The organism is Curtobacterium sp. MCPF17_050, assembly GCF_003224435.2.
In the GTDB taxonomy this organism is placed as follows: Bacteria; Actinomycetota; Actinomycetes; order Actinomycetales; family Microbacteriaceae; genus Curtobacterium.
Genome location: NZ_CP126250.1, coordinates 1,911,040 through 1,933,946, shown reverse-complemented (window position 1 = coordinate 1,933,946; position 22,907 = coordinate 1,911,040). Strand labels below are relative to the sequence as shown.

The following is a 22,907-nucleotide window of genomic DNA, read 5'->3' as shown; positions in this document are numbered from 1 at the left end:
TGGAACCCGGGGGAGGAGCGCGCCGCTACGGCAGCGTCGGTGCCGCCGCGACCAGCGCCCGCGTGACCTCGTGGGCGGGAGCGTCGAGCAGGGACACCGGCCCGTGCTCGACGATGCGCCCGGCGCTCATCACGGCGACGGTGTCGCACAGCCGCTGGACGACGCCGATGTCGTGCGAGACGAGCACGAGCGTCGCGCCGAGGTCGTCGACGAACGAGCGGAACAGGTCGATCACCCGCGCGCGGACCACCACGTCGAGGGCGCTCATCGGTTCGTCCCCGAACAGGATCCGCGGACGGTGCACCACCGCCCGCGCGATCGCGATGCGCTGCCGCTGCCCGCCGGAGAACTCGTGCGGGTACCGGTCCGCGGCGTCGGCGGGCAGGTCGACCCGTTCGAGCACGGCGGCGACCATCGCCCGGTGGTCGCCCTCGATCCGCAGCGCCCGGAGGGGCTCGGCGACGATGGCGCCGACGCGCATCCGCGGGTCGAGCGAGGCGACCGGGTCCTGGAGGACGACGCCGGTCTCCCGCCGGTACCACCTGCCGGCGGCGGCCGATGCGCGGGCATCCACGGGGCGGCCGGCGGCGTGCACGGTGCCGGTGGAGGGGGCCTCCAGTCCGGCCAGCAGACGGACGAGGGTCGACTTGCCGGACCCGGACTCACCGACGATGCCGAGCCGGGAACCGGCCGCGACGGTGAGGTCGACGCCGTCGACGGCGGTGCGGAGCGCGCCGGGTTCGAACGGTCCGCGGCGGGGGAGTCGGTAGGTGCGGTGCAGGTCGGCGGCGGCGAGTGCGGGTGCGCCCGCAGCGGCCGGTGCGGGGAGGTCGGTCACGGGGTCCTCCTGGCGGTGGCGCGGGCCGCGTCGACGAGCGCCGCGGTGGCGGGGTGCCGGGGCGCGGCGAGCAGGTCGGCGACCCGGCCCTGCTCGACGACACGTCCGGCCTCCAGCACGACCGCGGTGTCGGCGATCCGGGACAGCACCGCCAGGTCGTGCGTCACGAAGAGCATGCCGGCCCCCCTGGAGGCGGTGAGCGACTCGAAGAGGTCGAGGATCCGGGCCTGCGTGGTGACGTCCAGGGCGGTGGTCGGCTCGTCGGCGACCAGCAGGTCCGGTTCCCCCGCCACCGCCATCGCGATGCAGACGCGCTGCCGTTGGCCGCCGGACAGCTGGTGCGGGTACTGACGGAGGAGCAGCTCGGGGTCGGGCAGGCCGACGTCGCGCGCGAGGCCGACGGCGGCCTCGGCGGCCGCCCGGCGGTCGAGCCCGCGGTGCAGGCGCAGCGGTTCGGCGATCTGCTTCCCGACGCGACGGATCGGGTCGAGTGCGGTGCCGGGCTCCTGGAACACCATGCCGATCGCGGCGCCGCGGGTCCGCGCGCGCTCACGGTCCGACAGCCCGACGAGCTCACGCCCGTCCAGGCGGATGCTGCCGGTGACGGCCGCACCCGCCGGTTCCAGACCCATCAGCGCGAGCGCCGTCATGGACTTGCCGGACCCGGACGCGCCGATGACGCCGACGCGACGGCCGGGAGGCACGGCGAACGTCACGTCGTCGAGCACCGTCCGGTCGGCGATCCGGACCGTCAGGCCGCGGACGTCCAGACCACGCGAGGTGGGGGCGTCGGCGGTCATGCGATGCCCTCCGACCCGGTGACGCCCGGGACCCGGTCAGCAGGGCGGGCACCGGGGACGTCGCCGTCCCGTCGGCCGGCGCTGAGCCGGGGGTCGGTCGCGTCGCGGACGGCGTCACCGAGGAGGGAGAGCGCCGCGACGACGACCGCGATCGCGGCACCAGGCCAGGTCGCGCTCCAGGGGTGGACACCGATGTAGGTCTGCAGGTCGGACAGCAACCGTCCCCACGAGGCCGTGCCCGCGTCGGCGCCGTAGCCCAGGTAGGACAGGCCGGCCTCGGCGAGGACCGCCGTCGCCATCGCGAGGGACAGCTGCACGGTGAACAGGGGCGCGGCGTTCGGGACGAGGTGCCGGAAGAGCACGCCGGCCGGACCGACGCCGGAGGCCCGCGCTGCGACGACGTAGTCGCTCCGCGCGATGCGGCGGATCTCCCCGCGGGCGACGCGGGCGATCGTCACACCGGAGGCGAGTCCGACGGACACGACGACGACGCCGAGGGAGCCGCCGTACACCGCGGTGAGGAGCATCGCCGTGAGCAGGGTGGGGAAGGCGACGAGCACGTCGAGCAGCACGGCCGTCCCCTCGCGGACCCAGCGGGCGGTGAGCGACCCGATCGCGGTGAGGACGACGCCGACGACGCTCGCGATGACGCCGGAGCCGACCGCGACGACGAGCGTGGTGCGGGTCCCGGCGAGCAGGTAGCTGGCGATGTCGCGGCCGACGGCGTCGGTGCCGAACCAGTGCGCGGCGCTCGGTCGACCCCACTGCGCCGCGGGGTCGGTGCGGAACGGGTCCTGCGGTGTCCAGACGAGCGACACGGCTGCGAGGACGACGAGCAGCCCGAGGACGACCACGGCGAAGAGCCCGGTCGGGGTGCGGAGCAGACGACGGAGCACGGTCACGATGCGGCCTCCCGCTGCCGGGGGTCGAGCGCACGGTGGAGCACGTCGACGGCGAACCCGACGAGCAGCACCAGACCGGTGAGGACGAGGAGTTCGGACTGCACCTTCGTGATGTCCCGCCGGCCGACGTCGGTGACGAGCATCCGGCCGACGCCCGGGAGCGAGAAGACCTGTTCGACGACGACCGCTCCGACGAGCAGCCCGGCGATCTGCACCCCGAGGACGGCGAGCACGGTCAGGGCGACGCTGGGCAGGCCGTGCCGGAGCAGAGCGCGGGTCTTCGTGAGCCCGACCGCTGCGGCGGTCCGGACGTGGTCGGCGTCGAGGACGGACAGCGTCGCCGAGCGGGTGAAGCGCAGGATGACGGCACCCTCGACCGCACCGATCGTCAGCGCGGGGAGGACGAGCGCGGCGAACGCCCGGCCCGGCGTCCGCCAGCCGTCGAGCGGGAAGCCCTGCACCGGCAGCCAGTGCAGCGTCACGGCGAACAGCGCGACCAGGAGCAGCCCGGCCCAGACCACCGGGACCGCCGCGACGGCCTGCGCGGCGAACGAGATCACCGCCCCACCGGGACGGCGGCGGAGGACCGCGGCGAGGACCCCGAGCGGGACGCCGACCACGAGGGCGGCGACCAGGGACATGCCGGCCAGCGGCAGCGTGACCGCGAGCTTCTCCGCGATCTCCGGTGCGACCGGCCCGCGGGTCACGAGCGAGTTCCCGAGGTCGCCGTGGAACAGCCCGCCGATCCAGTCGAGGTACTGCAGGACGACCGGACGGTCGAGCCCGAGCTGCTCCCGGAGCGCTGCGACCTGCGCGGGCGTCGCCTCGGCCCCGGCGACGACCTGTGCGACGTCCCCGGGGAGCACGCGCAGCGTCCCGAAGACGATCAGGCTCGCCACGAGCAGGCCGACGGCGAGCAGGAGCACCCGCCCGACGAGGAATCGGGTCACGGTGCGATGCTACGAGACCGCGAGGTCCGCCAGGCCCAGCCGGGTCGTGGTGCTGTCGAACGGGAAGCCCGAGACGCCGTCACGGACCGCGGTCGTCGTCGTCGCGGTGTACAGCCACTCGGCAGCGGCGTCCTCGCTGACGATCCGGGCGGCCTGTCGCAGCGCCTGGACCTTCTCGTCCTGGTCGGTGGTGGCGAGGGCCGCGGCGTACAGCCGTTGCACCTGTGCGTTGTCGTAGCCGAAGTAGTAGTCCGGGTCCGCCCAGTTGCCGAAGTCCCGCGCCTCGGTGTGGTTGACCATGCTGAGGTCGAAGTCCTTCTTCGTGAACACCGTGTCGAGCCAGGTGGCGAAGTCCACGCGCCGCACCTTCAGCGTGATGCCGACGTCGGCGAGCTGCGAGGTCAGGACGTCGCCGATGGCCGTCGGGTAGACGTTCGCGTACGTGAGGGTGAGCGTGGGCTTCGTGACGCCGGCCTGCCGCAGGAGCTTCCGCGCCGACGCGGGGTCGTACGCGTCGACGTCGGTCAGGTCCTGGTAGCCGGGGTCGAGCGCCGGGATGGGGCCGCCCTGCTCGACGCCGCCGCCGCCGATGGCCGTGATGACCGCCTTGGGGTCGATCGCCTGCCGGATCGCCTTGCGCACGCGGACGTCGTCGAAGGGCGCCTTCCGGTCGTTGAAGGCGAGCGTGTACTTGTCGGTGGTCTTGCCGGTGTGCAGGGTGATGCCGGAGGTGCCCTCCAGCTGCCCCTTCAGCGTGCCGTCCACCGCGGTCTGGACGTCGAGGTCCCCACCGGCCATCGCGTTGACGGCCGTGGACGGGTCGGTGATGTACCGGAAGACGACCGTGCCGACCTTCGCCTTCGGACCCCAGTAGTCCGGGTTCCGCTTGAAGGTGAGCGAGTCGCCCTGCTTCCAGTTCGCGACCTCGAACGGCCCGGTGCCGTTCGCGGTCTTCGTCCGGTCGCCGTCCGCGCCCTGCTCGAGCACGAGCCCGGCGCGTCCGGTCAGGTTCCACAGGAGTTCGGAGTCGGGCCGGGTGAGCCGGAGCTGCACCTGGTCGTCGCCGGTCGCCGTCACGGTGTCGACCGAGGCGAGGTCGTCCGCGTCGACGTAGGAGTCGTTCGCCTTGACGTCCTCGAGCGAGGACACGACGTCGTCCGCCGTGAGCGGCTCGCCGTCCTGGAAGGTGACGCCCTCGCGGAGCGTGAACGTGTACGTCAGGCCGTCGTCCGAGACCTCGTGCGAGGACGCCAGCACGTCGCGGATCCCGCCGTCGGCGGTCCGGCCGACGAGCCCCTGGTAGACGTTGTCGATGAGGACCTGGTCGAGCGCGTTGCCGGACTGGGTGCGGATGTCGAGGCTCGTCGGTTCGAGCACCAGGCCGACCCGGACCGTCGCGTCGGGACCGCCACGGGTCTCGTCGGGGCCGCCGGAGCAGCCGGCCAGGGCGACCGAGGTCGCGACGACGAGTGCTGTCGCGGCGAGTGCGGTGCGGTGGAGCGGACGCATGCTGGGTTCCTTCCCGGAGCCGGGCCACGCAGGGTCCGGAACGAGGGCGGCGCGACGACGGTCGTCAGCGGCGCTCGGACGAGGCTACCGGGATGCGTCGCACCGGCGGTGTCAGGGCTCCGACGAAGTCGAGGGGGGTTCTTCGACGCCGTCCGACAAACCATGCGTGGTCGCCCAGGACCGGATGGCAGCGGCGAGGGGCAGCGGCGCCTGCGTCTGCACCGCGTGCCGGGACGCGACCGTGACGATCGTGGCATCCGGGAGTCGTTCGGCGAAGGACTGGTGCAGCTTGGGGGAGACGTACCCGCGGTCCCCGCGCACGAGCAGCAGCGGTACGTCCAGCTGCTCCAGGTCCGGCCAGGCGTCGGCGAAGCGCCCGACCGAGGCCGACCGTCCGACGCCGAGGTGCGGGAAGTGGTGGCGTCGCACCAGCCGACCGTCGGCACCGAGCCGCGTGGTGTGCCGGGCCTCGCGGAGCAGCGTGGGTCGGTCGTCGCCGACGCGGGCCGCGATCGCCCGGTCGACGACCTCGTCGAGGTCCGAGAACGGTTCCTCGGCCTCCAGTGCGCGGGCGATCCGGTCGACGGCGCGCTGCGCGAAGTCCGGCGACATGTCGACCAGCACGAGACCGGTGACACGCTCCGGTGCGAGGGCGGCGAGGCGGGCGGACAGGATCGCGCCGAGGGAGTGCCCGACGACGATGCCCGGCGGGACGTCCAGGGCGTCGAGCGCGGCGAGGACGGTGGGGGCCGTGGTGGTGGCGGCGTAGTCGGCGTCTGCACGCCACGCGGACCGCCCGTGCCCGGGGAGGTCGAGCGCGACGGCCGGCTCGTCGACGGCGATCGCGGTCTGGTCGAAGCTGTGCGCGTCGATGCCGAGCCCGTGCAGGTAGGTGATCCGGGCCTCCCGAGCGGGGACCGGCGGACCGGTGCGCGACCAACGGATCGCCGACACGTCACCACCGGGGACGGTCGGCACCACCTGCCGGGAGGCGCGGAGTGGCTCCGTCACGCCGCTCGCGGCGGCCAGGGCGGGGACGTCGGAGAACTCGTCATCGTGCACGGACACCGTCCCAGTGTCGCAGCCGACGCGGGCTGCGAGATGACCCGTCCTTCTCTCCTTAGGTAAGGCATGCCATACTCGAGGTGTGGCTGCCCGGTACCGCGTCTTCTCCGTCCGTGTGGCGGCCGTCACCTCGCTCACCCCGCACTTCGTCCGCGTGACGCTGACCGGTGCCGAACTCGCGGAGTTCTCCGCCGTCGGGCTGGACCAGCGCATCAAGGTGCTCCTGCCGCTCGACGGCCACGGGTTCTCCGACCTGCCGGAGGGCGAGGACTGGTTCGCGGCGTGGCGCGCACTGCCGGACGCCACCCGGAACCCGATCCGCACGTACACCGTCCGCTCCTTCCGTCCGGACGCGCACGAGCTCGACATCGACTTCGTCGCCCACGGGGACGGCGGGCCGGCCTCGCGCTGGGTGTCCGCGTGCCGTGTCGGCGACGAACTGCGGATCGTCGGCCCCCGCGTGCCGGAGTCGCCCGAGGACCTGCCGTCCGGCGCGGCGGAGTTCGCTCCCGGGTCGGCGAACCGGATCCTCCTCGCGGGCGACGAGACGGCCGCTCCCGCGATCTGCGCGATCCTCGAGGCCCTCGACGTCTCGGCCGTCGGACACGTGTTCATCGAGGTCCCGACCGACGCCGACCGCCTGCCCGTCTCCGCGCCCGCCGGCGTCGAGGTGCGGTGGATCGCCCGCAACGGCGCGTCGCACGGCGTCCGCATGACCGACCACGTGCAAGCCTGGGCATCGACGGTCGCGGTGCCGGCGCCCGTCCTCACCGATGGGCGCGCGGCGGTGCCGGTGGAACTCGCGGACGTCGACGTGGACCACCAGGTGCTCTGGGACGTCCCGCGCGAGGACGACGACCTGCCCGTCTACGCCTGGATCGCGGGGGAGGCCGGCTGCGTCAAGGAACTCCGACGCCACCTCGTGCGCGGCGTCGGCCTGGACCGCAAGCAGGTCGCGTTCATGGGGTACTGGCGCCACGGCAAGGCGGAGTGTTGACCCCTGCCAGCGTCCTCACCCCCGAGGCGCCCGTCACCGCACTCGGCGCCCGCGGGTTGCGGCTCGGCTACGACGACCGCGTGGTCGTCGACGGGCTCGACGTCGACGTGCCGGACGGTGAGCTCACCGTCATCGTGGGTCCGAACGCCTGCGGGAAGTCGACGCTCCTCAAGGCGCTGGCGCGGACGCTCAAGCCCACCGCCGGGACGGTCTACCTGGACGGCCGTCCGATCACGTCCTACCGCCCGAAGGCAGTGGCCCGGCGCGTCGCGATGCTGCCGCAGACGCCGATCGCCCCGGACGGCATCAGCGTGCGCGACCTCGTGTCCCGCGGACGCTTCCCGCACCAGGACCTGCTGCACCCCTCGAGCGGCACCGACCGGCAGGTCGTGCAGGCGGCCCTGGCGCAGACGGACATCGTGGGCCTCGCCGACCGCGGCGTCGACGAGCTGTCCGGCGGCCAGCGGCAGCGCGTCTGGATCGCGATGGTGCTCGCGCAGGAGACCGACATCGTGCTGCTCGACGAACCCACCACGTTCCTCGACATCGCGCACCAGTACGACGTGCTCGAGCTCGCCTCGACGCTGCACGCGGCCGGTCGCACGGTCGTGGCGGTCCTGCACGACCTCAACCAGGCTGCGCGGTACGCGACGCACATGATCGCGATGCGGGACGGGGTGATCGTGGCACAGGGGCCGCCGGCGACGGTCGTGACCGCGGAGCTCGTCGAGGACGTCTTCGGCCTGCCGTGCGTGGTCGTGCCGGACCCGGAGACCGGCACGCCGCTCGTCGTGCCGCGTCGCGCGCGCTGACGGGCGCGCTGCGCGCGTCGGCGCGGTCCGGGTCCGACGGGGCCGGCGCGGTCCGGGTCCGGCGCGGTCCGGCGCCGCACAACGGAAACCGGCTCGAACCACGGGAGTCCGTGGTTCGAGCCGGTTTCCGTTGTGCGTGACCGGCGGACGCCGCGGCTGACGCCGAGCCGGGCGCGGGCAGGCGCTCGGCGCTCGGCGCTCGGCGCTGAGCGCTCGGCGCTCAGCGCTCGGCGCTCAGCGGTAGCCGCCGTCCTCGAGTCCGGCCTCGACCTCGAAACGGTTGTGCAGCGGGTCGCGCCCCGCCAGCGCGTACAGCAGCGGCATGAGCATGCCGTACCGCCGCCACTGGTCGACGTGCACCCGCTCGTGCCGCAGGACCCGGTCGCCGTCGTTGTCCCGGGTGAGGTACACCGAGCCGACGCAGGTCCCGCCACGCCGGAAGACCCAGCGGGGCAGGCCTCGGCAGACGACGAGCCCGTCGACGACCCGCACGGGCCCCGTCGACAGCGTCAGGCCGATCGCGAGGCCGACGGCCGTCGCGAACGCCCACCCGGCGCGGGACACCGGCGAGTCGACGAGCGGGTTCAGCACCGGCTACTCGGGGCGGCCGTACGTCTCGAGCAGGCGGAGCCAGATCTCGTTCATCGTCGGGTAGGCGGGGACGGCGTGCCAGAGCCGGTCCACGGGGACCTCGCCGACCACGGCGACCGTCGCGGCCTGCAGCATCTCGGCGACGTCCTGCCCGACGAAGGTCACGCCGACGACGACCCCGCGGGACTCGTCGACGACCATCTTGGCGCGCCCGGTGTAGCCGTCGGCCTGCAGTGCCGAGCCGGCGACGGCGCCGAGGTCGTACTCGACCGCACGGACGTCGATGCCCTGCTGCCGGGCCTGCTCCTCGGTGAGGCCGACGCTCGCGACCTCGGGGTCGGTGAACGTCACCTGGGGGACCGCGGCGTGGTCGGCCGTGGCGACGTGGGCGCCCCACGGTTCCGCGTGCACGGGCTTCCCCTGGAGGCGGGCGGCGATCGCCTCACCGGCGGCGCGGGCCTGGTACTTGCCCTGGTGGGTGAGGAGGGCGCGGTGGTTCACGTCACCGACGCCGTAGAGCCAGTCGGTGCCGGTGACGAGCATGGTGTCGTCGACCTCGAGCCACTCGCCCGGGGTGAGTCCGACGGCCTCGAGCCCGAGGTTGCCGGTGCCCGGGGCGCGGCCCGTCGCGGCGAGGACCTCGCTCGTGACGAGGGTCGTGCCGTCGTCGAAGGTCGTCGTGACGAGGCCGTGCTCGTCGCGGTCCACGCGCGTCGGGTTGACGCCGGTGCGGACGTCGATGCCGGCCTCGCGCATGGCGTCGCCGACGAGTTCACCGGCGAACGGTTCCATCCCGCCGAGCAGGCCGTGGCGGGCGACGAGTGTCACCTTCGCGCCGAGGGCCGCCCACGCGGTGGCGAGCTCGGACCCGGCGACACCGCCGCCGATGACGAGCAGGCTCTCCGGGACCTCCTGCGCACTCGTGCCCTCGCGCGTGCCCCAGGGCTTCGCCGCTTCGAGTCCGGGGACCGGCGGCAGCGTGTGCAGCGAGCCGGTCGCGACGGCGACGGCCCCGGCCGTGTACGAGGTCCCGTCGACCTCGATGGTCTTCGCGCCGGTGAACTTCGCGTACCCGCGGATCAGCGCGATGTCGGACGACTCGAGCCACTGCACCTGCGACGCGTCGTCCCAGTTGCTCGTGAACGAGTTGCGACGGGCCAGGACGGCGGCAGCGTCGACGGAGCCGGTGACGGCTTCCTCCGCTCCGCCGAGGCGCTTGGCCGCGGCGACCGCGTGGCTGCTGCGCAGGAGGGCCTTGGACGGCATGCAGGCCCAGTACGAGCACTCACCGCCCACGAGCTCGGCTTCGACGACCGCGACCGACAGGCCGCGCTTGTGGGCGTAGTCCGCCACGTTCTCGCCGACAGCGCCGGCTCCGATCACGATGAGGTCGTAGTCCGTCATGGGGCCGAGCGTAGCCGCCCGGGGTGGGGTCCCGGCCGGGAGCGCTGCGCTGTGTGGAGCGTCCGGTGTGGACGGGCGGGTCAGGAGGCCCGTGCTGCGGTGGAGAGTGCGCCGACGATCCGGAGGATCACGCCGAGGTCGTCGACGGCCCGCTCCGGGTCGACGGGTGCGAAGCCGGTGAGTGCGGCGCCGACGAGCCGTCGGCCGGCGGTGGCCGCCTGGACGAGGGCGACCAGGGCGGCGCCGTCGAGTCCGAACGGCACGGGTTCCAGCAGGCCGTCGACCTCGGATGGGTCGAGCACGTCGAGGTCGACGTGGACGAAGACCCCGGTGGCCCCGGTCCGCTCGACGGCGGCTGCGAGCGCGTCGGGCGTGGCCGCGTCCACGTCGAGGTGTGCGACGCCGGCGCGCTCGAGGGCGGCCGCCTCGGCCCCCTCGGTCCCGCGGGTGCCCGCGACGACGACGGACGCGGCGGGGACGACCGGGAGCTCCGGGAACAGGTCTGCCGGGCGGTCGACCAGCAGGCGCAGCGCGGCCGTCTCGGCGGCGACCGGCTGCGCGCGGTTCAGCGCTCGGTAGCCGCTCGAGCCGGACAACCGGACGACGGTGGTGTCGGGGCCGACGAGGACCGAGGCACCGAGGACGGTCGAGCCGTCCCCGCCGATGACGAGCACGGGTTCGCTCGCGACGGCGCACTCCTCGGCGACGGATCCGGAGACGGAGAGGACCGAGGTGTAGCGGGCGACCGCAGTGTCGAGCCGGTCGCCCGCACCGGGTGGGACGGCGATCGTCGTCGTCGCGGCTCGGGGGAGGTCCGCGGCGACGGCGGCGGCTCCGTCCGCGAGCCGCATGGCGCGAGACGACGCCGAACCCTGCCACTGACCGACCACGAGGAAGCGCATCCTGTCAGTCTGTCAGCCGGGTCCGACGTCGTCCGGAGCTGCCGGTGGTGCGCGGTGTCAGACCGCGGACGCCCCGCCGGACTTGAGGGCTGCGAGACGGGCCTCCACCTCGGCGTCGCGGCCGACGTCCTCGAGGCTCTCGAACTGCGCGTCGAGGCTCGACGCCTGCAGCTCCTGCTGGCCGATGACCTTCGCCTCTTCGCGACGGACCTTCTCCTCGAAGCGCGCGAGGTCGCTCGTCGGGTCGGTGATGTCGATCGTGCCGATGGCGTCGTTCACCTTCGACTGCGCCTCCGCGGTCTTGGCGCGGGCGACGAGGCTGTTGCGCTTGGCGCGGAGCTCCTCGAGCTTCTGCTCCATGCCGGCGAGGCCCTGCTTGAGCTTCTCGACCTGCTCGTTCTGCGTGGCGAGCGGTGCGGCGTTGTCCTTGACCTCCTGCTCGGCGGCGATCTGCTTGCCGATGGCGATCTTGGCGAGGTTGTCGAACTTGTCGGCCTCGGCCGTCTTGCCCTCGGCGCGGTACTTGTCCGCTGCGGCGGAGGCGTTGCCCGCCTTCTGGCCCCACTCCTGGGCGGCGCGGACGTCCTCCTCGTTGTCCTGCTCGAGCAGGCGGAGGTTGCCGATCGTCTGCGCGATGGCGCTCTTGGCGTCGGCGATGTTGTTCGAGTAGTCGCGGACGAGCTGGTCGAGCATCAGCTGCGGGTCCTCGGCGTCGTCGATGATCTGGTTGATGTTCGCCCGGACGAGCGAGGAGATCCGGCCGAAGATGGTCTGCTTTGCCATTGCTGTGTCCCTTTCGTGGTTGGTTGTCTAGGTGGGTCTGACCGGTCAGAAGCGGCCGCCGCCGGAGAAGCCGCCGCCACCCCCGCCGCCCCCGCCGCCGAAGCCACCCCCGCCGCCGAACGACCCGCCGCCGAAGCCGCCCCCGCCGAAGCTGCCGCCCCCGTAGCTCCCGCCGCGACCGCCGAGCAGTCCGCCGAGGACGAGACCGGTGACGAGTCCGCCGAGCTGCGGACCGCCGCGACCGCCGCCCATGCCGCCCATGCCGCCGCCGGGCCACCCGGTGGTGTCGTCGTTCGCCTCGTCGATGGCCGCTGCCGCGTACTGCTCCGCGGCACGGGCGGCCTGCAGTGCCCGCTGCGGGTCGGTGGTGGCGAGGTCGAGGGCGTCGTCGAAGGCCCGCTCGGCCTCGGACAGACGGGTGCGTGCGGCGGGGCCGACGGCTCCGCGGTGCACGGTGATGAACTCGCGCGCCTGGCCGATCCGGGAACGGGCGTCCCGGAGGGCGGCGTCGAGGGCCTGGGTCGCGCGACGATGCTGCTCCTCGGCGGTGCGGGCGGTCGCGAGGGCGGCGTCGATGTCCGTGTTCGCCTTCGTGAGCGCGTCGACCGCCCCGACGGGGTCACGCGGGTCGACGTCGGCACGGAGGACCCGCTGCGCCCGCGCGACCGCGGCCGCGAGGTCGGGGCCGCCGGTGCGGAGGGTGGCGGCCGCGGCGACGTCGCCCTCGATGTCGGCGCGCATCGCCTCGGCACGCTCGGCGGCGTCGGCGAAGGTGCGCTCCGCTGCCGTGACGGCGCCGGTGAGCTGCTGCACCTGGGCCAGCGCGTGCTGCCCGTCCCGGACCGCGACGACGGCCTCGCCCCGGTCGCCCGCGGCGAGCGCCGTCCGAGCGGCACCGGCACGCTCGTCGGCGTACGCGAGCACCTGCTCGGCCTGGTCGACGTTGTCGGCGACGCTCGCGAGCGTCCGACCGGTGTACGCCGTCCGGACGCGCTCCAGCGCCGCACGGGCCGCGGCCACGGCGGCGGGAGCGGTCCCGAGGGCGGCGGTCAGCTCGGCGGCGGCGGTGTCGACGCCCGCTTCGAGCGAGCGCAGCTGGTCGAACGACTCGGTCTGCGACTCGATGGCCGCGTGCGCCTGCTCGCAGATGGCGATGATCTGGTTCGCCCACTCGGCGCGCTCCTGCGGCGTGTCCGGGACCTCGTCGTCGAGCTGCTGCTGGAGGGCGAAGGCCTTGCGGACCTCGCGCTTGGCGATCGACACGGTCTCGGCGAACGGGGCGGCGGCGTCCTCGCCGAACTGCGCCGCCGCGAAGCCGACCTCTTGTTCGGCCGTGCGCAGTTCGTCGTCGATCGTGACGAGGGCCCCACCGGCGCGTCGCTGGAGTTCGGCGAGGGACTGCTCCTGCTCGCGCCGGGCCGCGACGGTGCGCCGCCGGTTGCGGGCCCGGATGACGAGGACGGCGACGACCGCGGCCAGGACGGCGACACCGAGCAGCACCCACAGCCAGGTGAGGTCGGCGGGCTGCTGGCTCTGCTGGAGTCCGCCGGCGAAGGCCGTCGCCGCGGCGGCCCAGTCGCCCTGCTTGAGGCGGGGGAGCAGGTCGCCGTCGACCGCGCGCTCGACGTCGCTCGAGGTGATCGCCGTCTCGTTGGTCTGCTGGACGTCGTAGTTCCGCTCGTCGACCGCGACGGAGAGCAGGATGCTGTCGGTCTCGATCTGGTTCTGCTGCATGGTCGCGGCACCCCAGGCGGTGTGGTCGCTCGGGTCGGTGAAGGACGGCACGAAGACGACGAACAGCTGTGTCTGCGTCTCCTGGTACAGGTCCTGCACGGCCTGCTCGACGTCGGCCTGCTGGGCGTCGGTGAGGGCGTCCGCGTCGTCGAGGACGTACGCGCCGCTGAGGTCGACCGGCTCGGTGGCGTGCGCGGCCGGGACCGGGGCGACGACGAGCAGCGCGGCGACGGTGGCGGCGGTCGCGCCTGCCAGCAGACGCGCGAGCAGGGGACGTGGCGCCGCGTCGTCCCGGGCAGGCACCCCCGTCGACCCGGAGTCCGTCCTGACCTCGACCGTGCGCATCCGTCCTCCGTCCGTGGCCCTCGTCCAGCTGGTCCGTGGCCGTCGTCCGGAGTCTAGCCAGGCACCTCCTGGACGAGCCGGGGCTGTGGAGCGGGAGGGCGGGCCTGCGTCGGTTGTACCCCACCGGGATCGCCCGGGGCCCGCACACAGTGGACAGTGCTGCGGGCATGTCCCCCGAAACGGGGTAGAGTGGGTCTGAGCCAATGAAGGAAGGGGAGCAGCAATGGAGCGAGCGACCACCGCAGAAGTCGTCCCACTCGAGGACGGGTACCACCGCGTGTCCACGCCGGCGAGCGGCGTGATCGGGTTCGTGCGTGAGCGTGACGGACGGTACGAGGTCCTCCGCGGACGCGTGCGTCAGGCGACCCGGTCCGAGGGCCGGTACGCGACGATGAACGTCGCACTCATCGCCCTCACCCACGCCTGACCCGCAGGACGACAGCACGGCCCCGGTCGGTCCCGACCGGGGCCGTCGTCGTGCCCGCACCGGCCGTCCCACTGCGGACCGTAGGCTGCTCGCGTGGGTGAGTCGGGCCTCCAGACCGTGTCGGTGCGGGTGGCCGCCGCAGGGGCGTCGCGAACGGCCGACCGGGAGGCCCTGGTCGCGTTCGTCGCCGAGGTCACCCGATCGGACCCGGCCCTGGTCTCCGTGCAGCAGCGCTGTCCACACTGCGGTGCTGCGGACCACGGTCGGCCGGGAGCCCGGGTCGACGGTCGTCGGGTCGGCGTCGGTCTGGCGCGGACCTCGGGGATCGTCGTCCTCGCCGTCGGGCCGGCGTCGCTCGGTGTCGACGTCGAGCGGGCGTCCCGGGTGACGGCGGCCCCGCTCGACGCCTTCACCGCGGGGGAGCGGCACCGCGCGGTCGCGTCCGGACCGGAGTGCGCGGGGGTGCACCTCACCGCGTGCTGGACGGTGAAGGAGGCGGTGCTGAAGCGTGACGGACGGGGGCTCCGGGTCGATCCCGCACGCGTGGAGGCCGTCCTCGGACGAGTCGGCGACGGGCAGGTGGACCGCGCGCGGTTCGACGGGATGGAGCAGCTCGTCACGGTCGTCGTGCTCGACGCGGACCTGGTCGTGGCCGTCGCCGCGGGCGGTACTCCGGTCCGGGTCGAGGACCTCCGTGGACCGGGACCCCAGGACGGCGGGGACACCGGGACGACGCCGACGCCGCGACGGCACGGGCGCCAGGGCGGCGCCGTGTCAGGGCGGCGCCGGGGCTAGGGCAGCGGGGGGACGCCCGGTTCGTCGATCCAGGGTCCGAGCGCGCGCAGCACGTGCGCGGGGTCGGTGCCGGCGGCCGTCGCGAACGCGCCCACGACGTCTGGCGTCGTCACCGTGCCGTGGTGGTGCCGTCCGGTCACCGTGCGGAGACCGTCGGTGAAGGCAGCGTCGCCGATCGTCCGTCGCAGGGCGTGCAGGGCGAGCGCGCCGCGCTTGTAGACGCGGTCGTCGAACATGTCCCGGGCGCCGGGGTCCGCGACGACGAGGTCCTCCAGCTGGTCGAGCAGCCCGGCACGGTACGTCGCCGCCAGGTCGTCCGCGGTGGGGCCGCCGCGGTGCTCGGACCAGAGCCACTCGGCGTAGCAGGCGAAGCCCTCGTGCAGCCAGATGTCGCGCCACACGCCGAGCGTCACCGAGTTGCCGAACCACTGGTGCGCCAACTCGTGGGCGATGAGCCGGTCGGTGCCGTGCTCCCCGTCGACGTGGTTCCGCCCGAAGACCGCGAGGCCGTGCGCCTCGAGCGGGATCTCGAGCTCGTCGTCGGTCACCACGACGCCGTACTCGGCGAACGGGTACGGCCCGAACCGGTCGGTGAACAGGGCGATCATGTCGGGCACCTGGCCGAAGTCCGTCCTCACGGCGGCGGTCAGGTCGGACGGGTGGTGCACGGTGACCGGCACCGCACCGCCGCGCAGTTTCGTCGCGCGGTACCGACCGATCTGCACGGTGGCCAGGTAGGTCGCCATCGGCTCGGTGACGGCGTAGGTCCAGCGCGTGCCACGAGCAGTGCGCTCCCGGCCGAGCAGCGCGCCGTTCGCGATGACCTCGTACCCCGCTTCGCACGTCACCTCGATGCGGTAGGTCGCCTTGTCGTCGGGGCGGTCGTTGCAGGGGAACCACGACGGTGCGCCGACGGGCTGGCTCGCGACGATCACGCCGTCGGTCAGTTCCTCCCAGCCGAGCGTGCCCCAGGGGCTCCGGAGTGGTCGGGGTGCGCCGCGGTACCGCACGTGCACCGTGAACTCGTCGCCCGCAGCGATCGGTGCGGCGGGTGTCACGGTCGTCTTGTGGGTCCCGACCGAGACCTTCTTCGCGCGCACGCCGTCGACGTCGACCCGGTCGACGCTCAGCCCGTGCAGGTCGAGCACGACCTTCTCGAGCGGCTCGTCGGCGGTCGCGCTGATCGTCGCGGTCGCGTCGAGCCGGTTCGTGGCGACGCGGTAGTCGAGTCGCAGGTCGTGGTGGCGGGTCGTCCACCGCCGGTCGCCGCTGTGCGGGGTGTACGGGTCGGCGGTGGGGTCGGTCTGCTTCACGGTGCCGGTCAGTCTGCCACGGCGCCGACCGGCCCCGGGTGCTCGGCGCGCTCGCCGGACCCACTGGCGTCGCGTGGTCCGTCGGCGTCGCCGGACCCGCTCGCCCCGTCGTGCCCGGTGGTGGACGCCGCGGTGCGCCACGGCGGGTGCTCCCACGGGCTGATCGGGTTGCCGGCCCAGAGCGTGCCGCCCGGGACCTGCTCGCCGCGCATCACGAGCGAGGCGGGCCCGACGGTCGCTCCCGGGCCGATGCCGGCGGCGGGCAGGACCACACCGTGCGGCCCGAGCGTCGCGCCGGCGTCGAGCGTCACGGTGCCGAGCTGCATGACGCGGTCGTGGAACAGGTGCGTCTGCACCACGGTGCCGCGGGCGACGGTCGCCCCGTCGCCGATCGTGACGAGGTCGGCCTCCGGCAGCCAGTAGGTCTCGCACCAGACGCCGCGGCCGATCGTCGCACCGAGGCTCCGCAACCACGCCGCCAGGGCCGGGGTGCCGATGGCCTGCTCGGCGAACCAGGGGCGTGCGACGGTCTCGACGAAGGTGTCCTGCACCTCGTTGCGCCAGACGAACGACGACCAGAGCGGGTGCTCGGTGGCGGTGATGCGCCCGACGAAGGCCCACTTCGCCACTGTCGAGACGGCCGCCGCGACCGCACCGGCGGCGATGAGGACCGGGCCGGCGAGCAGCACCGTCCAGCCGAGCCCCACCGTGGTCCACAGGGCCAGGAAGGTGGCAGCGACGGCCACCCCGATCGCGGCGGACACCATGGGTGCCACGAGACGCAGCACCTCCCACGCGCCGCGGGCGACCTTCAGCCGGGTCGGCGGCCGGAACGTGCGCTCCTCGTCGAAGTGCGCCGCCGCCCGTCGGAGCCGGACCGGGGGACTGCCGAGCCACGAGGACCCGCGCTTGGCCTTCTTCGGCACGGCGGACAGCACCGCGACGAGGGCCTCGCGCGGCACCGACCGACCGGCGCCGGTCATGCCGCTGTTGCCGAGGAACGCCCGGCGGCCCACCTTCGACCGACCGATCCTCACCCGACCGCCGCCGAGCTCGTAGGTGGCGACCATGGTGTCGTCGGCCAGGAACGCCCCGGACGCGATCTGTGTCAGCGCGGGGATGAGCAGCACGGTGGAGATCTCGGTGTCCCGGCCGACCCGCGCGCCGAGCAGGCGGAGCCAGAGCGGGGTGACGAGGCTCGCGTACAGCGGGAACAGCAGCGTGCGGGCAGCGTCGAGGACCCGTTCGGTGCACCACACCTGCCACCCGGTCCGGGACCGCACGGGGTGCCGACCCTCGACGAGCCCGAGCCCGAGCAGCCGGACCGCGGCGACGACGAGGCCCGCGTACACGAGGCCCGCGACGACCGTGGCGAGCGGCACGCTCAGCAGCGTGGGGCCGACCGCGGCCCCGAGCGAGGTCGGGCGCCCGACGACGAGCGCCGCGACGGCCAGTCCGGCCGTGACGCCGACGACGGGGAGCCCGGCGACGGCGACCGACCCGGCCCCGTACGCGAGCAGCCACCGCTTCGGGGACGCGGGGCGGGCCTCCCGGCCGTGGCGTGCCGACCCGATGCGCTCGGCCGGCGAGCCCGCCCAGCGCTCACCCGCCGGGACCGCGCCGGCCACCGCCGAGCGGGCCTCGACCTCCGCGCCGTCGCCCACGTGTGCTCCGGGCATCAGGGTCGAGCGGCTGTGCACGACCGCGTCCGCGCCGACGTGTACGGGACCCAGGCGGAACACGTCGCCGTCCACCCAGTGTCCGGCGAGGTCCACCTCGGGCTCCACTGCGGCGCGCTTCCCGATCGTGAGCATCCCGGTGACCGGCGGCAGCGTGTGCAGGTCGACGTCCCGGCCGATCCTCGCACCGAGGGCCCGGGCGTAGTAGCTGATCCACGGGGCACCCGCGGTCGACGGACCGTCCACGGCCTCCGCGATCCGTTCCGCGAGCCAGACCCGGACGTGCACCGAGCCGCCGCGCGGGTGGTCGCCGGCACGGACCCCGGCCAGGAGCAGGCGGGCGGCGACGACCGTGATCGTCATCTTGCCGGCCGGGGTGACGAAGAGCACGAGGGCGATCACCAGGAGCGGCCAGGGCAGCACGGGCAGGAACGGCATCGTGGTGGCGTGCAGCACCGCCGCGACGAGTGCCGTCCAGCTCAGCAGGCGCAGCCCACGGAGCACCTGGAGCGGCAGGCCGAGCACCGTCAGGAGCAGCCCGGTGCGCGGCGGCACCGGCCGGACGTCCCGTCGTGCCGCCGCCACCGGCCCGGACGCGTCGAGCGCTGCCGCGAGTGCGCCGATCCGCGGGTGGTCGTAGACGTCGGCCACGGTGGTCGTGGGGTAGCGCTCGCGGACCGCCGACACGAGCTGCGCGGCGGTCAGGGAGCCGCCGCCGTGCGCGAAGAAGTCGTCGTCGACGTCGGCGACCGGGACACCGAGGATCGCCGACCACCGCTCGGCGATCCACGCGACGGTCGGCGGCAGGTCCGTCCCGATCGCGCCCGCGAGGGGCCACGGCAGCGCCGCCCGGTCGACCTTGCCGGACGTCCGCGTCGGCAGGGAGTCGACGACGGCGAGGAGCGGCACGAGCGCGGCGGGCAGTTCCTCGCGGAGACGGGTGTTCGCCGCGGCCGTGTCGACGACCGCGCCGGCGACCGGGGCGACGTAGCCGACGAGCACCTGGTTGCCCGCCGGGGTGCGCTGCACGACCGCGGCACCCGCGGCGACGTCGTCGAGGGACTGCAGGGCCGCGTCGATCTCGCCGAGTTCGATGCGCCGGCCGCCCAGCTTCACCTGGTCGTCGGCGCGACCCTGGAAGACGAGCCCCTCGGGGTCGTACCGGACCAGGTCGCCGCTCCGGTACGCCCGCTCCCACCCGAGCTGCGGGAAGGGCGCGTACTTCTCGGCGTCCTTCGCCGGGTCGAGGTACCGGCCGAGGCCGACGCCCCCGATGACGAGTTCGCCGACCTGCCCCGGCGCGACGCGCTGCCCCGCGGCGTCGACGACCGCGAGGTCCCACCCGTCGAGCGGCAGGCCGATCCGCACCGGGGTGCTGCCGTCGAGCAGGGCACCACACGCGACGACCGTCGCCTCGGTCGGGCCGTACGTGTTCCACACCTCGCGGTCCCGGGACGCGATGCGGGCGGCGAGCTCCGGCGGGCAGGCCTCACCGCCGAAGATCACCAGCCGCACGGACTCGAGCGCGTCGTCGGGCCACAGTGCCGCGAGCGTGGGGACGGTCGAGACGACGGTGATGCCGTGCGCGATGAGCCACGGGCCGAGGTCGACCCCGCTCTTCACGAGCGACCGGGGCGCCGGCACGAGGCAGGCACCGTGTCCCCAGGCGAGCCACATCTCCTCGCACGAGGCGTCGAACGCCACGCTGAGGCCCGCGAGCACCCGGTCGTCCGGACCGAGCGGCGCGGTCTGCAGGAACATCCGGGCCTCGGCGTCGACGAAGGCCGCGGCGGAGCGGTGGGTGACGGCCACGCCCTTCGGCACGCCGGTGGACCCCGACGTGAAGATGACCCACGCGTCGTCCTCGGTCGTGGGCGCCTCGGCGCTCGCCGCGGGGTCGGTGACCGGCAGCGGAGCGCCCTGGCGGTCGCGGAGCACACCGCCGGCACCGATGACGCCGACCACCCGTGCTTCGCCGAAGACGAGGGTGGCGCGTTCCTCGGGGTCGTCGGCGTCGACGGGGACGTAGGCGGCGCCGGCGGCGAGGACGGCGAGGATCGACACGGACAGGTCCCGGCCACCGGAGGGGATGCGGATCCCGACCCGGTCGCCGCGTCGGACGCCGTGGCGGGCGAGGTCGGCGGCGCGCTCCTGCACGAGGGCGAGGAGGCCGCGGTAGTCGAGCGCACCCTCCGGCGTCTCGAGGGCGAGGGCGTCGGGGTGTGCCTCGGCGGTGGCGGTGAGGACGTCGAGCAGGGTCCTGGCCGGTGCGGCGCGGTCCCCGCGGTCGAGTTCCTGCTGCGTGGAGGTCGTCACGCCGCGTGATCCTAGGGCCCGGAGGTGTCCTGCTCGGGAACGCACGTGGCCGCGACCACGGAGGGTCGCCGCGGCGGACGTCGTGCTGGTGCCCACGGGGGAAGGTGCCCGCAGCGGACGTCGTGCTGGTGCCCACGGGGGAAGGTCGCCGCAGGCGACGTCGCGCGCTGCCGACCGAGCGTAGCGAGGACGACAGCTTGCGCGGGGATGTGACTGTGCCCCCAGGAGGATTCGAACCTCCGCCCCTGCCTCCGGAGGGCAGTGCTCTATCCCCTGAGCTATGGGGGCCCGGGGTGTCACCAACCGTAGCAGGTCCGCGCCCGCCTCCTGAACGCCGGTGCGCCTCCCCGGGCGTGCCGTGTCGGACGGGAGGCTCCGCACCGGTCCGACACGGGCCTCCCGTCGGCCGTCGCGCCGGTCAGGGCGTCGGCGACCCGGTCGGCGCGGTCGCGTCCGGCGCGACCGCGTGCCGGACGGCGTCGACGACGGGCTGGGCGGTCCCGGGCTCGGTGAAGAGCGTCGAGCTGGTGTGGATCCAGTACGGACCGGCGAAGGCGTCGGCGCGACCGGTGCCGGAGCGGAGGGAGTAGTAGCCCTCCACCGTGTACGTGGGGACGGACCCGCCCTGCGCGAAGAGTGCGTCCTCGAGCTGTGTGATCTGCGCCGCGGGCAGGTGTGCCACGGCGACGGTCACGGTGACGTCCTCGTCCGCGGTGGACCGCCAGGTGCACACGCGACCGTCCTGGCCGGTGATCTGCGCGACGGCCGAACCCGATGCGGGACGCGGTGTCCGCACCCGCTCGAAATCCCGCCCGTAGACGGTGAACGTCGTCGCCGGCACGAGCTCGTCGCAGTCCTGCGGCACCGGACGGCCGACGCTCCCGGTGGTGGGGGAGGCGGAGGGGGCACCACCGCTCGTGCCCGAGCAGGCCGCGAGCACGAGCGCGGTGGGGACGACGAGTGCGGCGAGGCCGGACGCCCGGAGGCTGCGGGAGGTCATGACGGACCATGATGCTGCATCCCTCCCGGCGTGGTCCGGGTGGTCGCCGGGTGTCCCGGTAGACTCGATCGCCGTGACTCCTGCCGAACTCTCCGCCGCGTACCTGTCGATCCTCACGGGCATCGTCGAGCGCCGAGGCGCTGCCGACACCGTGACGGTCCAGGAGTCCCACGTGGCCCTGGAACGGCCGAAGAACCGGGCGCACGGCGACTGGGCGTCGAACGCGGCCATGCAGCTCGCGAAGCGCCTCGGGACCAACCCGCGCGAGCTCGCGACGGAGATCGCCGGCGAGCTGACCGAGCTCGACGGCGTGGACTCGGTCGACATCGCCGGGCCGGGCTTCATCAACATCACGCTCGAGGCCGCCGCGGCCGGCGAGGTCGCACGCACCGTGGTCGACCAGGGCGTGACCTTCGGGCACGGCGACCTCTACGACGGGGTCCGCATCGACCTCGAGTTCGTGTCGGCGAACCCGACCGGACCCATCCACATGGGCGGCGTGCGGTGGGCCGCGGTGGGCGACAGCCTGGCGCGCGTGTTCGAGGCGCAGGGCGGCCTCGTCACCCGCGAGTACTACTTCAACGACCACGGCAACCAGATCGACCGGTTCGCCCGCTCCCTCCTGGCGTCCGCGCTGGGGGAGCCGACGCCCGAGGACGGCTACGGCGGCGCGTACATCGGCGAGATCGCGGCCCGCGTGCTCGCGACGCTCGAGCCGGGTGTCGACGTCACGGGCATGCCGCGCGACGAAGCGCAGGAACTGTTCCGGCGCGAGGGCGTCGAGTTCATGTTCACGGACATCAAGCGCTCGCTGCACGACTTCGGCGTCGACTTCGACGTCTTCTTCCACGAGAACTCGCTGCACGAGTCGAAGGCGGTCGACCGCGCGATCGCCCGGCTGCAGGAGCAGGGCCGGATGTACGAGGCGGACGGCGCCCTCTGGCTCCGGACGACCGACTTCGGCGACGACCGCGACCGCGTGGTCATCAAGTCGGACGGCGAACCCGCGTACATCGCCGGCGACCTCGCCTACTACCTCGACAAGCGCGAGCGCGGCTTCGAGCGGAACCTCATCATGCTCGGCGCCGACCACCACGGCTACGTCGGCCGGATGATGGCCATGTGTGCGGCGTTCGGTGACGAGCCGGGCGTGAACCTCGAGATCCTCATCGGCCAGCTGGTGAACCTGCTCAAGGACGGCCAGCCGCTCCGGATGTCGAAGCGCAACGGCACCGTCGTGACGATGGAGGACCTCGTCGACGCCGTGGGCGTGGACGCCGGCCGGTACGCGCTCGTGCGGTTCGCGAGCGACACGGCGATCGACATCGACCTCGACCTGCTCACCAAGCGCACGAACGACAACCCGGTGTTCTACGTCCAGTACGCCCACGCCCGGACGCAGTCCGTCGCCCGGAACGCCGCGGCGTCCGGCGTGGACCGCTCGGTGTTCGACGCGTCGCTGCTCACCCACGAGTCCGAGAGTGCCCTCCTCGGCGCGATCGCGGAGTACCCGCGGGTGGTCCGCCAGGCCGCGGAGCTCCGGGAACCGCACCGGATCGCCCGGTACATCGAGCAGCTCGCCGGCCTGTACCACCGCTGGTACGACTCCTGCCGCGTCACGCCGCTCGGTGACGAGCCGGTGTCGGACCTGCACCGCACCCGTCTCTGGGTGAACGACGCCACGGGCCAGGTGGTCCGGAACGGCCTCGGTCTGCTCGGCGTCAGCGCGCCCGAACGGATGTAGC

The 22,907-nt window shown here is 74.0% G+C and carries 19 protein-coding genes and 1 tRNA gene; 5 read left to right on the top strand and 15 right to left on the bottom strand.

The genetic code is table 11. From position 1 onward, the window contains the following. Positions 1-25: 25 nt before the first annotated feature. From DEJ34_RS09150 to DEJ34_RS09125, 6 genes are all read right to left on the bottom strand, one after another. Positions 26-838 (bottom strand): ABC transporter ATP-binding protein, encoded by an 813-nt coding sequence (locus DEJ34_RS09150; RefSeq protein ID WP_181422288.1) that lies wholly within the window; start codon positions 836-838, stop codon positions 26-28. Continuing rightward, positions 835-1,638, bottom strand: coding sequence for an ABC transporter ATP-binding protein (locus tag DEJ34_RS09145; RefSeq protein ID WP_110911903.1), 804 nt, complete (start codon positions 1,636-1,638; stop codon positions 835-837). The genes DEJ34_RS09150 and DEJ34_RS09145 overlap by 4 nt, the downstream gene beginning before the upstream one ends. Continuing rightward, on the bottom strand, positions 1,635-2,534 hold the full coding sequence (locus DEJ34_RS09140) for an ABC transporter permease (RefSeq protein ID WP_110911908.1): 900 nt from the start codon (positions 2,532-2,534) through the stop codon (positions 1,635-1,637). Before DEJ34_RS09140 ends, DEJ34_RS09145 begins: the two co-directional genes overlap by 4 nt. 2 nt (positions 2,535-2,536) lie before the next feature. Continuing rightward, a complete protein-coding gene (locus DEJ34_RS09135; RefSeq protein WP_110900146.1) occupies positions 2,537-3,490 on the bottom strand; it encodes an ABC transporter permease in 954 nt (317 codons plus the stop codon). Positions 3,491-3,499: 9 nt separating this feature from the next. Further along, a complete protein-coding gene (locus DEJ34_RS09130; protein ID WP_110911904.1) occupies positions 3,500-4,999 on the bottom strand; it encodes an ABC transporter substrate-binding protein in 1,500 nt (499 codons plus the stop codon). Between the two features lie 111 nt (positions 5,000-5,110). Then, positions 5,111-6,067: an alpha/beta fold hydrolase gene (locus tag DEJ34_RS09125; protein ID WP_181419528.1), complete on the bottom strand. Its 957-nt coding sequence runs from the start codon at positions 6,065-6,067 to the stop codon at positions 5,111-5,113. Positions 6,068-6,146: 79 nt separating this feature from the next. On the opposite strand from DEJ34_RS09125, the gene DEJ34_RS09120 reads away from it, so the two are divergent. Beyond that, on the top strand, positions 6,147-7,061 hold the full coding sequence (locus tag DEJ34_RS09120; RefSeq protein ID WP_110825134.1) for a siderophore-interacting protein: 915 nt from the start codon (positions 6,147-6,149) through the stop codon (positions 7,059-7,061). Then, positions 7,058-7,873, top strand: coding sequence for an ABC transporter ATP-binding protein (locus tag DEJ34_RS09115; protein WP_110825133.1), 816 nt, complete (start codon positions 7,058-7,060; stop codon positions 7,871-7,873). Before DEJ34_RS09120 ends, DEJ34_RS09115 begins: the two co-directional genes overlap by 4 nt. Before the next feature lie 234 nt (positions 7,874-8,107). Here DEJ34_RS09115 and DEJ34_RS09110 read toward each other — a convergent pair whose 3' ends face one another. The 5 genes from DEJ34_RS09110 to DEJ34_RS09090 all read right to left on the bottom strand — a co-directional run bounded on the left by DEJ34_RS09110 (position 8,108) and on the right by DEJ34_RS09090 (position 13,632). Beyond that, positions 8,108-8,464, bottom strand: coding sequence for a Fe-S oxidoreductase (locus tag DEJ34_RS09110; protein ID WP_110891359.1), 357 nt, complete (start codon positions 8,462-8,464; stop codon positions 8,108-8,110). Positions 8,465-8,467: 3 nt separating this feature from the next. Beyond that, positions 8,468-9,868, bottom strand: coding sequence for a dihydrolipoyl dehydrogenase family protein (locus tag DEJ34_RS09105; protein WP_110900151.1), 1,401 nt, complete (start codon positions 9,866-9,868; stop codon positions 8,468-8,470). Positions 9,869-9,948: 80 nt separating this feature from the next. Then, positions 9,949-10,770, bottom strand: a complete 822-nt coding sequence (locus DEJ34_RS09100) for an arginase family protein (protein WP_110825131.1) — start codon at positions 10,768-10,770, stop codon at positions 9,949-9,951. Between the two features lie 57 nt (positions 10,771-10,827). Then, positions 10,828-11,553 (bottom strand): PspA/IM30 family protein, encoded by a 726-nt coding sequence (locus DEJ34_RS09095; RefSeq protein WP_110900152.1) that lies wholly within the window; start codon positions 11,551-11,553, stop codon positions 10,828-10,830. Between the two features lie 45 nt (positions 11,554-11,598). Further along, positions 11,599-13,632: a TPM domain-containing protein gene (locus DEJ34_RS09090; protein ID WP_284180678.1), complete on the bottom strand. Its 2,034-nt coding sequence runs from the start codon at positions 13,630-13,632 to the stop codon at positions 11,599-11,601. Positions 13,633-13,855: 223 nt separating this feature from the next. Between DEJ34_RS09090 and DEJ34_RS09085 the strand changes: the two genes are divergently transcribed. Continuing rightward, complete coding sequence (locus DEJ34_RS09085) at positions 13,856-14,059, top strand: hypothetical protein (RefSeq protein ID WP_110825128.1); 204 nt, start codon at positions 13,856-13,858, stop codon at positions 14,057-14,059. Between the two features lie 93 nt (positions 14,060-14,152). After that, complete coding sequence (locus DEJ34_RS09080) at positions 14,153-14,854, top strand: 4'-phosphopantetheinyl transferase family protein (protein ID WP_110911918.1); 702 nt, start codon at positions 14,153-14,155, stop codon at positions 14,852-14,854. On the opposite strand, the gene DEJ34_RS09075 is transcribed toward DEJ34_RS09080, so the two are convergent. The 4 genes from DEJ34_RS09075 to DEJ34_RS09060 form a co-directional block, all read right to left on the bottom strand. Continuing rightward, complete coding sequence (locus DEJ34_RS09075) at positions 14,851-16,167, bottom strand: M1 family metallopeptidase (protein WP_181422290.1); 1,317 nt, start codon at positions 16,165-16,167, stop codon at positions 14,851-14,853. The two genes, DEJ34_RS09080 and DEJ34_RS09075, sit on opposite strands and share 4 nt — an antisense overlap. Before the next feature lie 8 nt (positions 16,168-16,175). Continuing rightward, positions 16,176-20,162 (bottom strand): Pls/PosA family non-ribosomal peptide synthetase, encoded by a 3,987-nt coding sequence (locus DEJ34_RS09070; protein ID WP_110911919.1) that lies wholly within the window; start codon positions 20,160-20,162, stop codon positions 16,176-16,178. A 216-nt stretch (positions 20,163-20,378) separates the two neighbouring features. Beyond that, positions 20,379-20,450 (bottom strand) — tRNA-Arg (locus tag DEJ34_RS09065). Between the two features lie 130 nt (positions 20,451-20,580). Beyond that, positions 20,581-21,162: a hypothetical protein gene (locus tag DEJ34_RS09060; RefSeq protein WP_110911920.1), complete on the bottom strand. Its 582-nt coding sequence runs from the start codon at positions 21,160-21,162 to the stop codon at positions 20,581-20,583. Positions 21,163-21,235: 73 nt separating this feature from the next. Here DEJ34_RS09060 and argS point away from each other — a divergent pair, with 73 nt between their 5' ends. Then, positions 21,236-22,906 carry an arginine--tRNA ligase gene (argS, locus tag DEJ34_RS09055; protein ID WP_110911921.1) on the top strand — a complete coding sequence of 557 codons (1,671 nt, stop codon included), beginning with the start codon at positions 21,236-21,238 and terminating at the stop codon, positions 22,904-22,906. The last annotated feature ends 1 nt before the right edge of the window (position 22,907 follow it).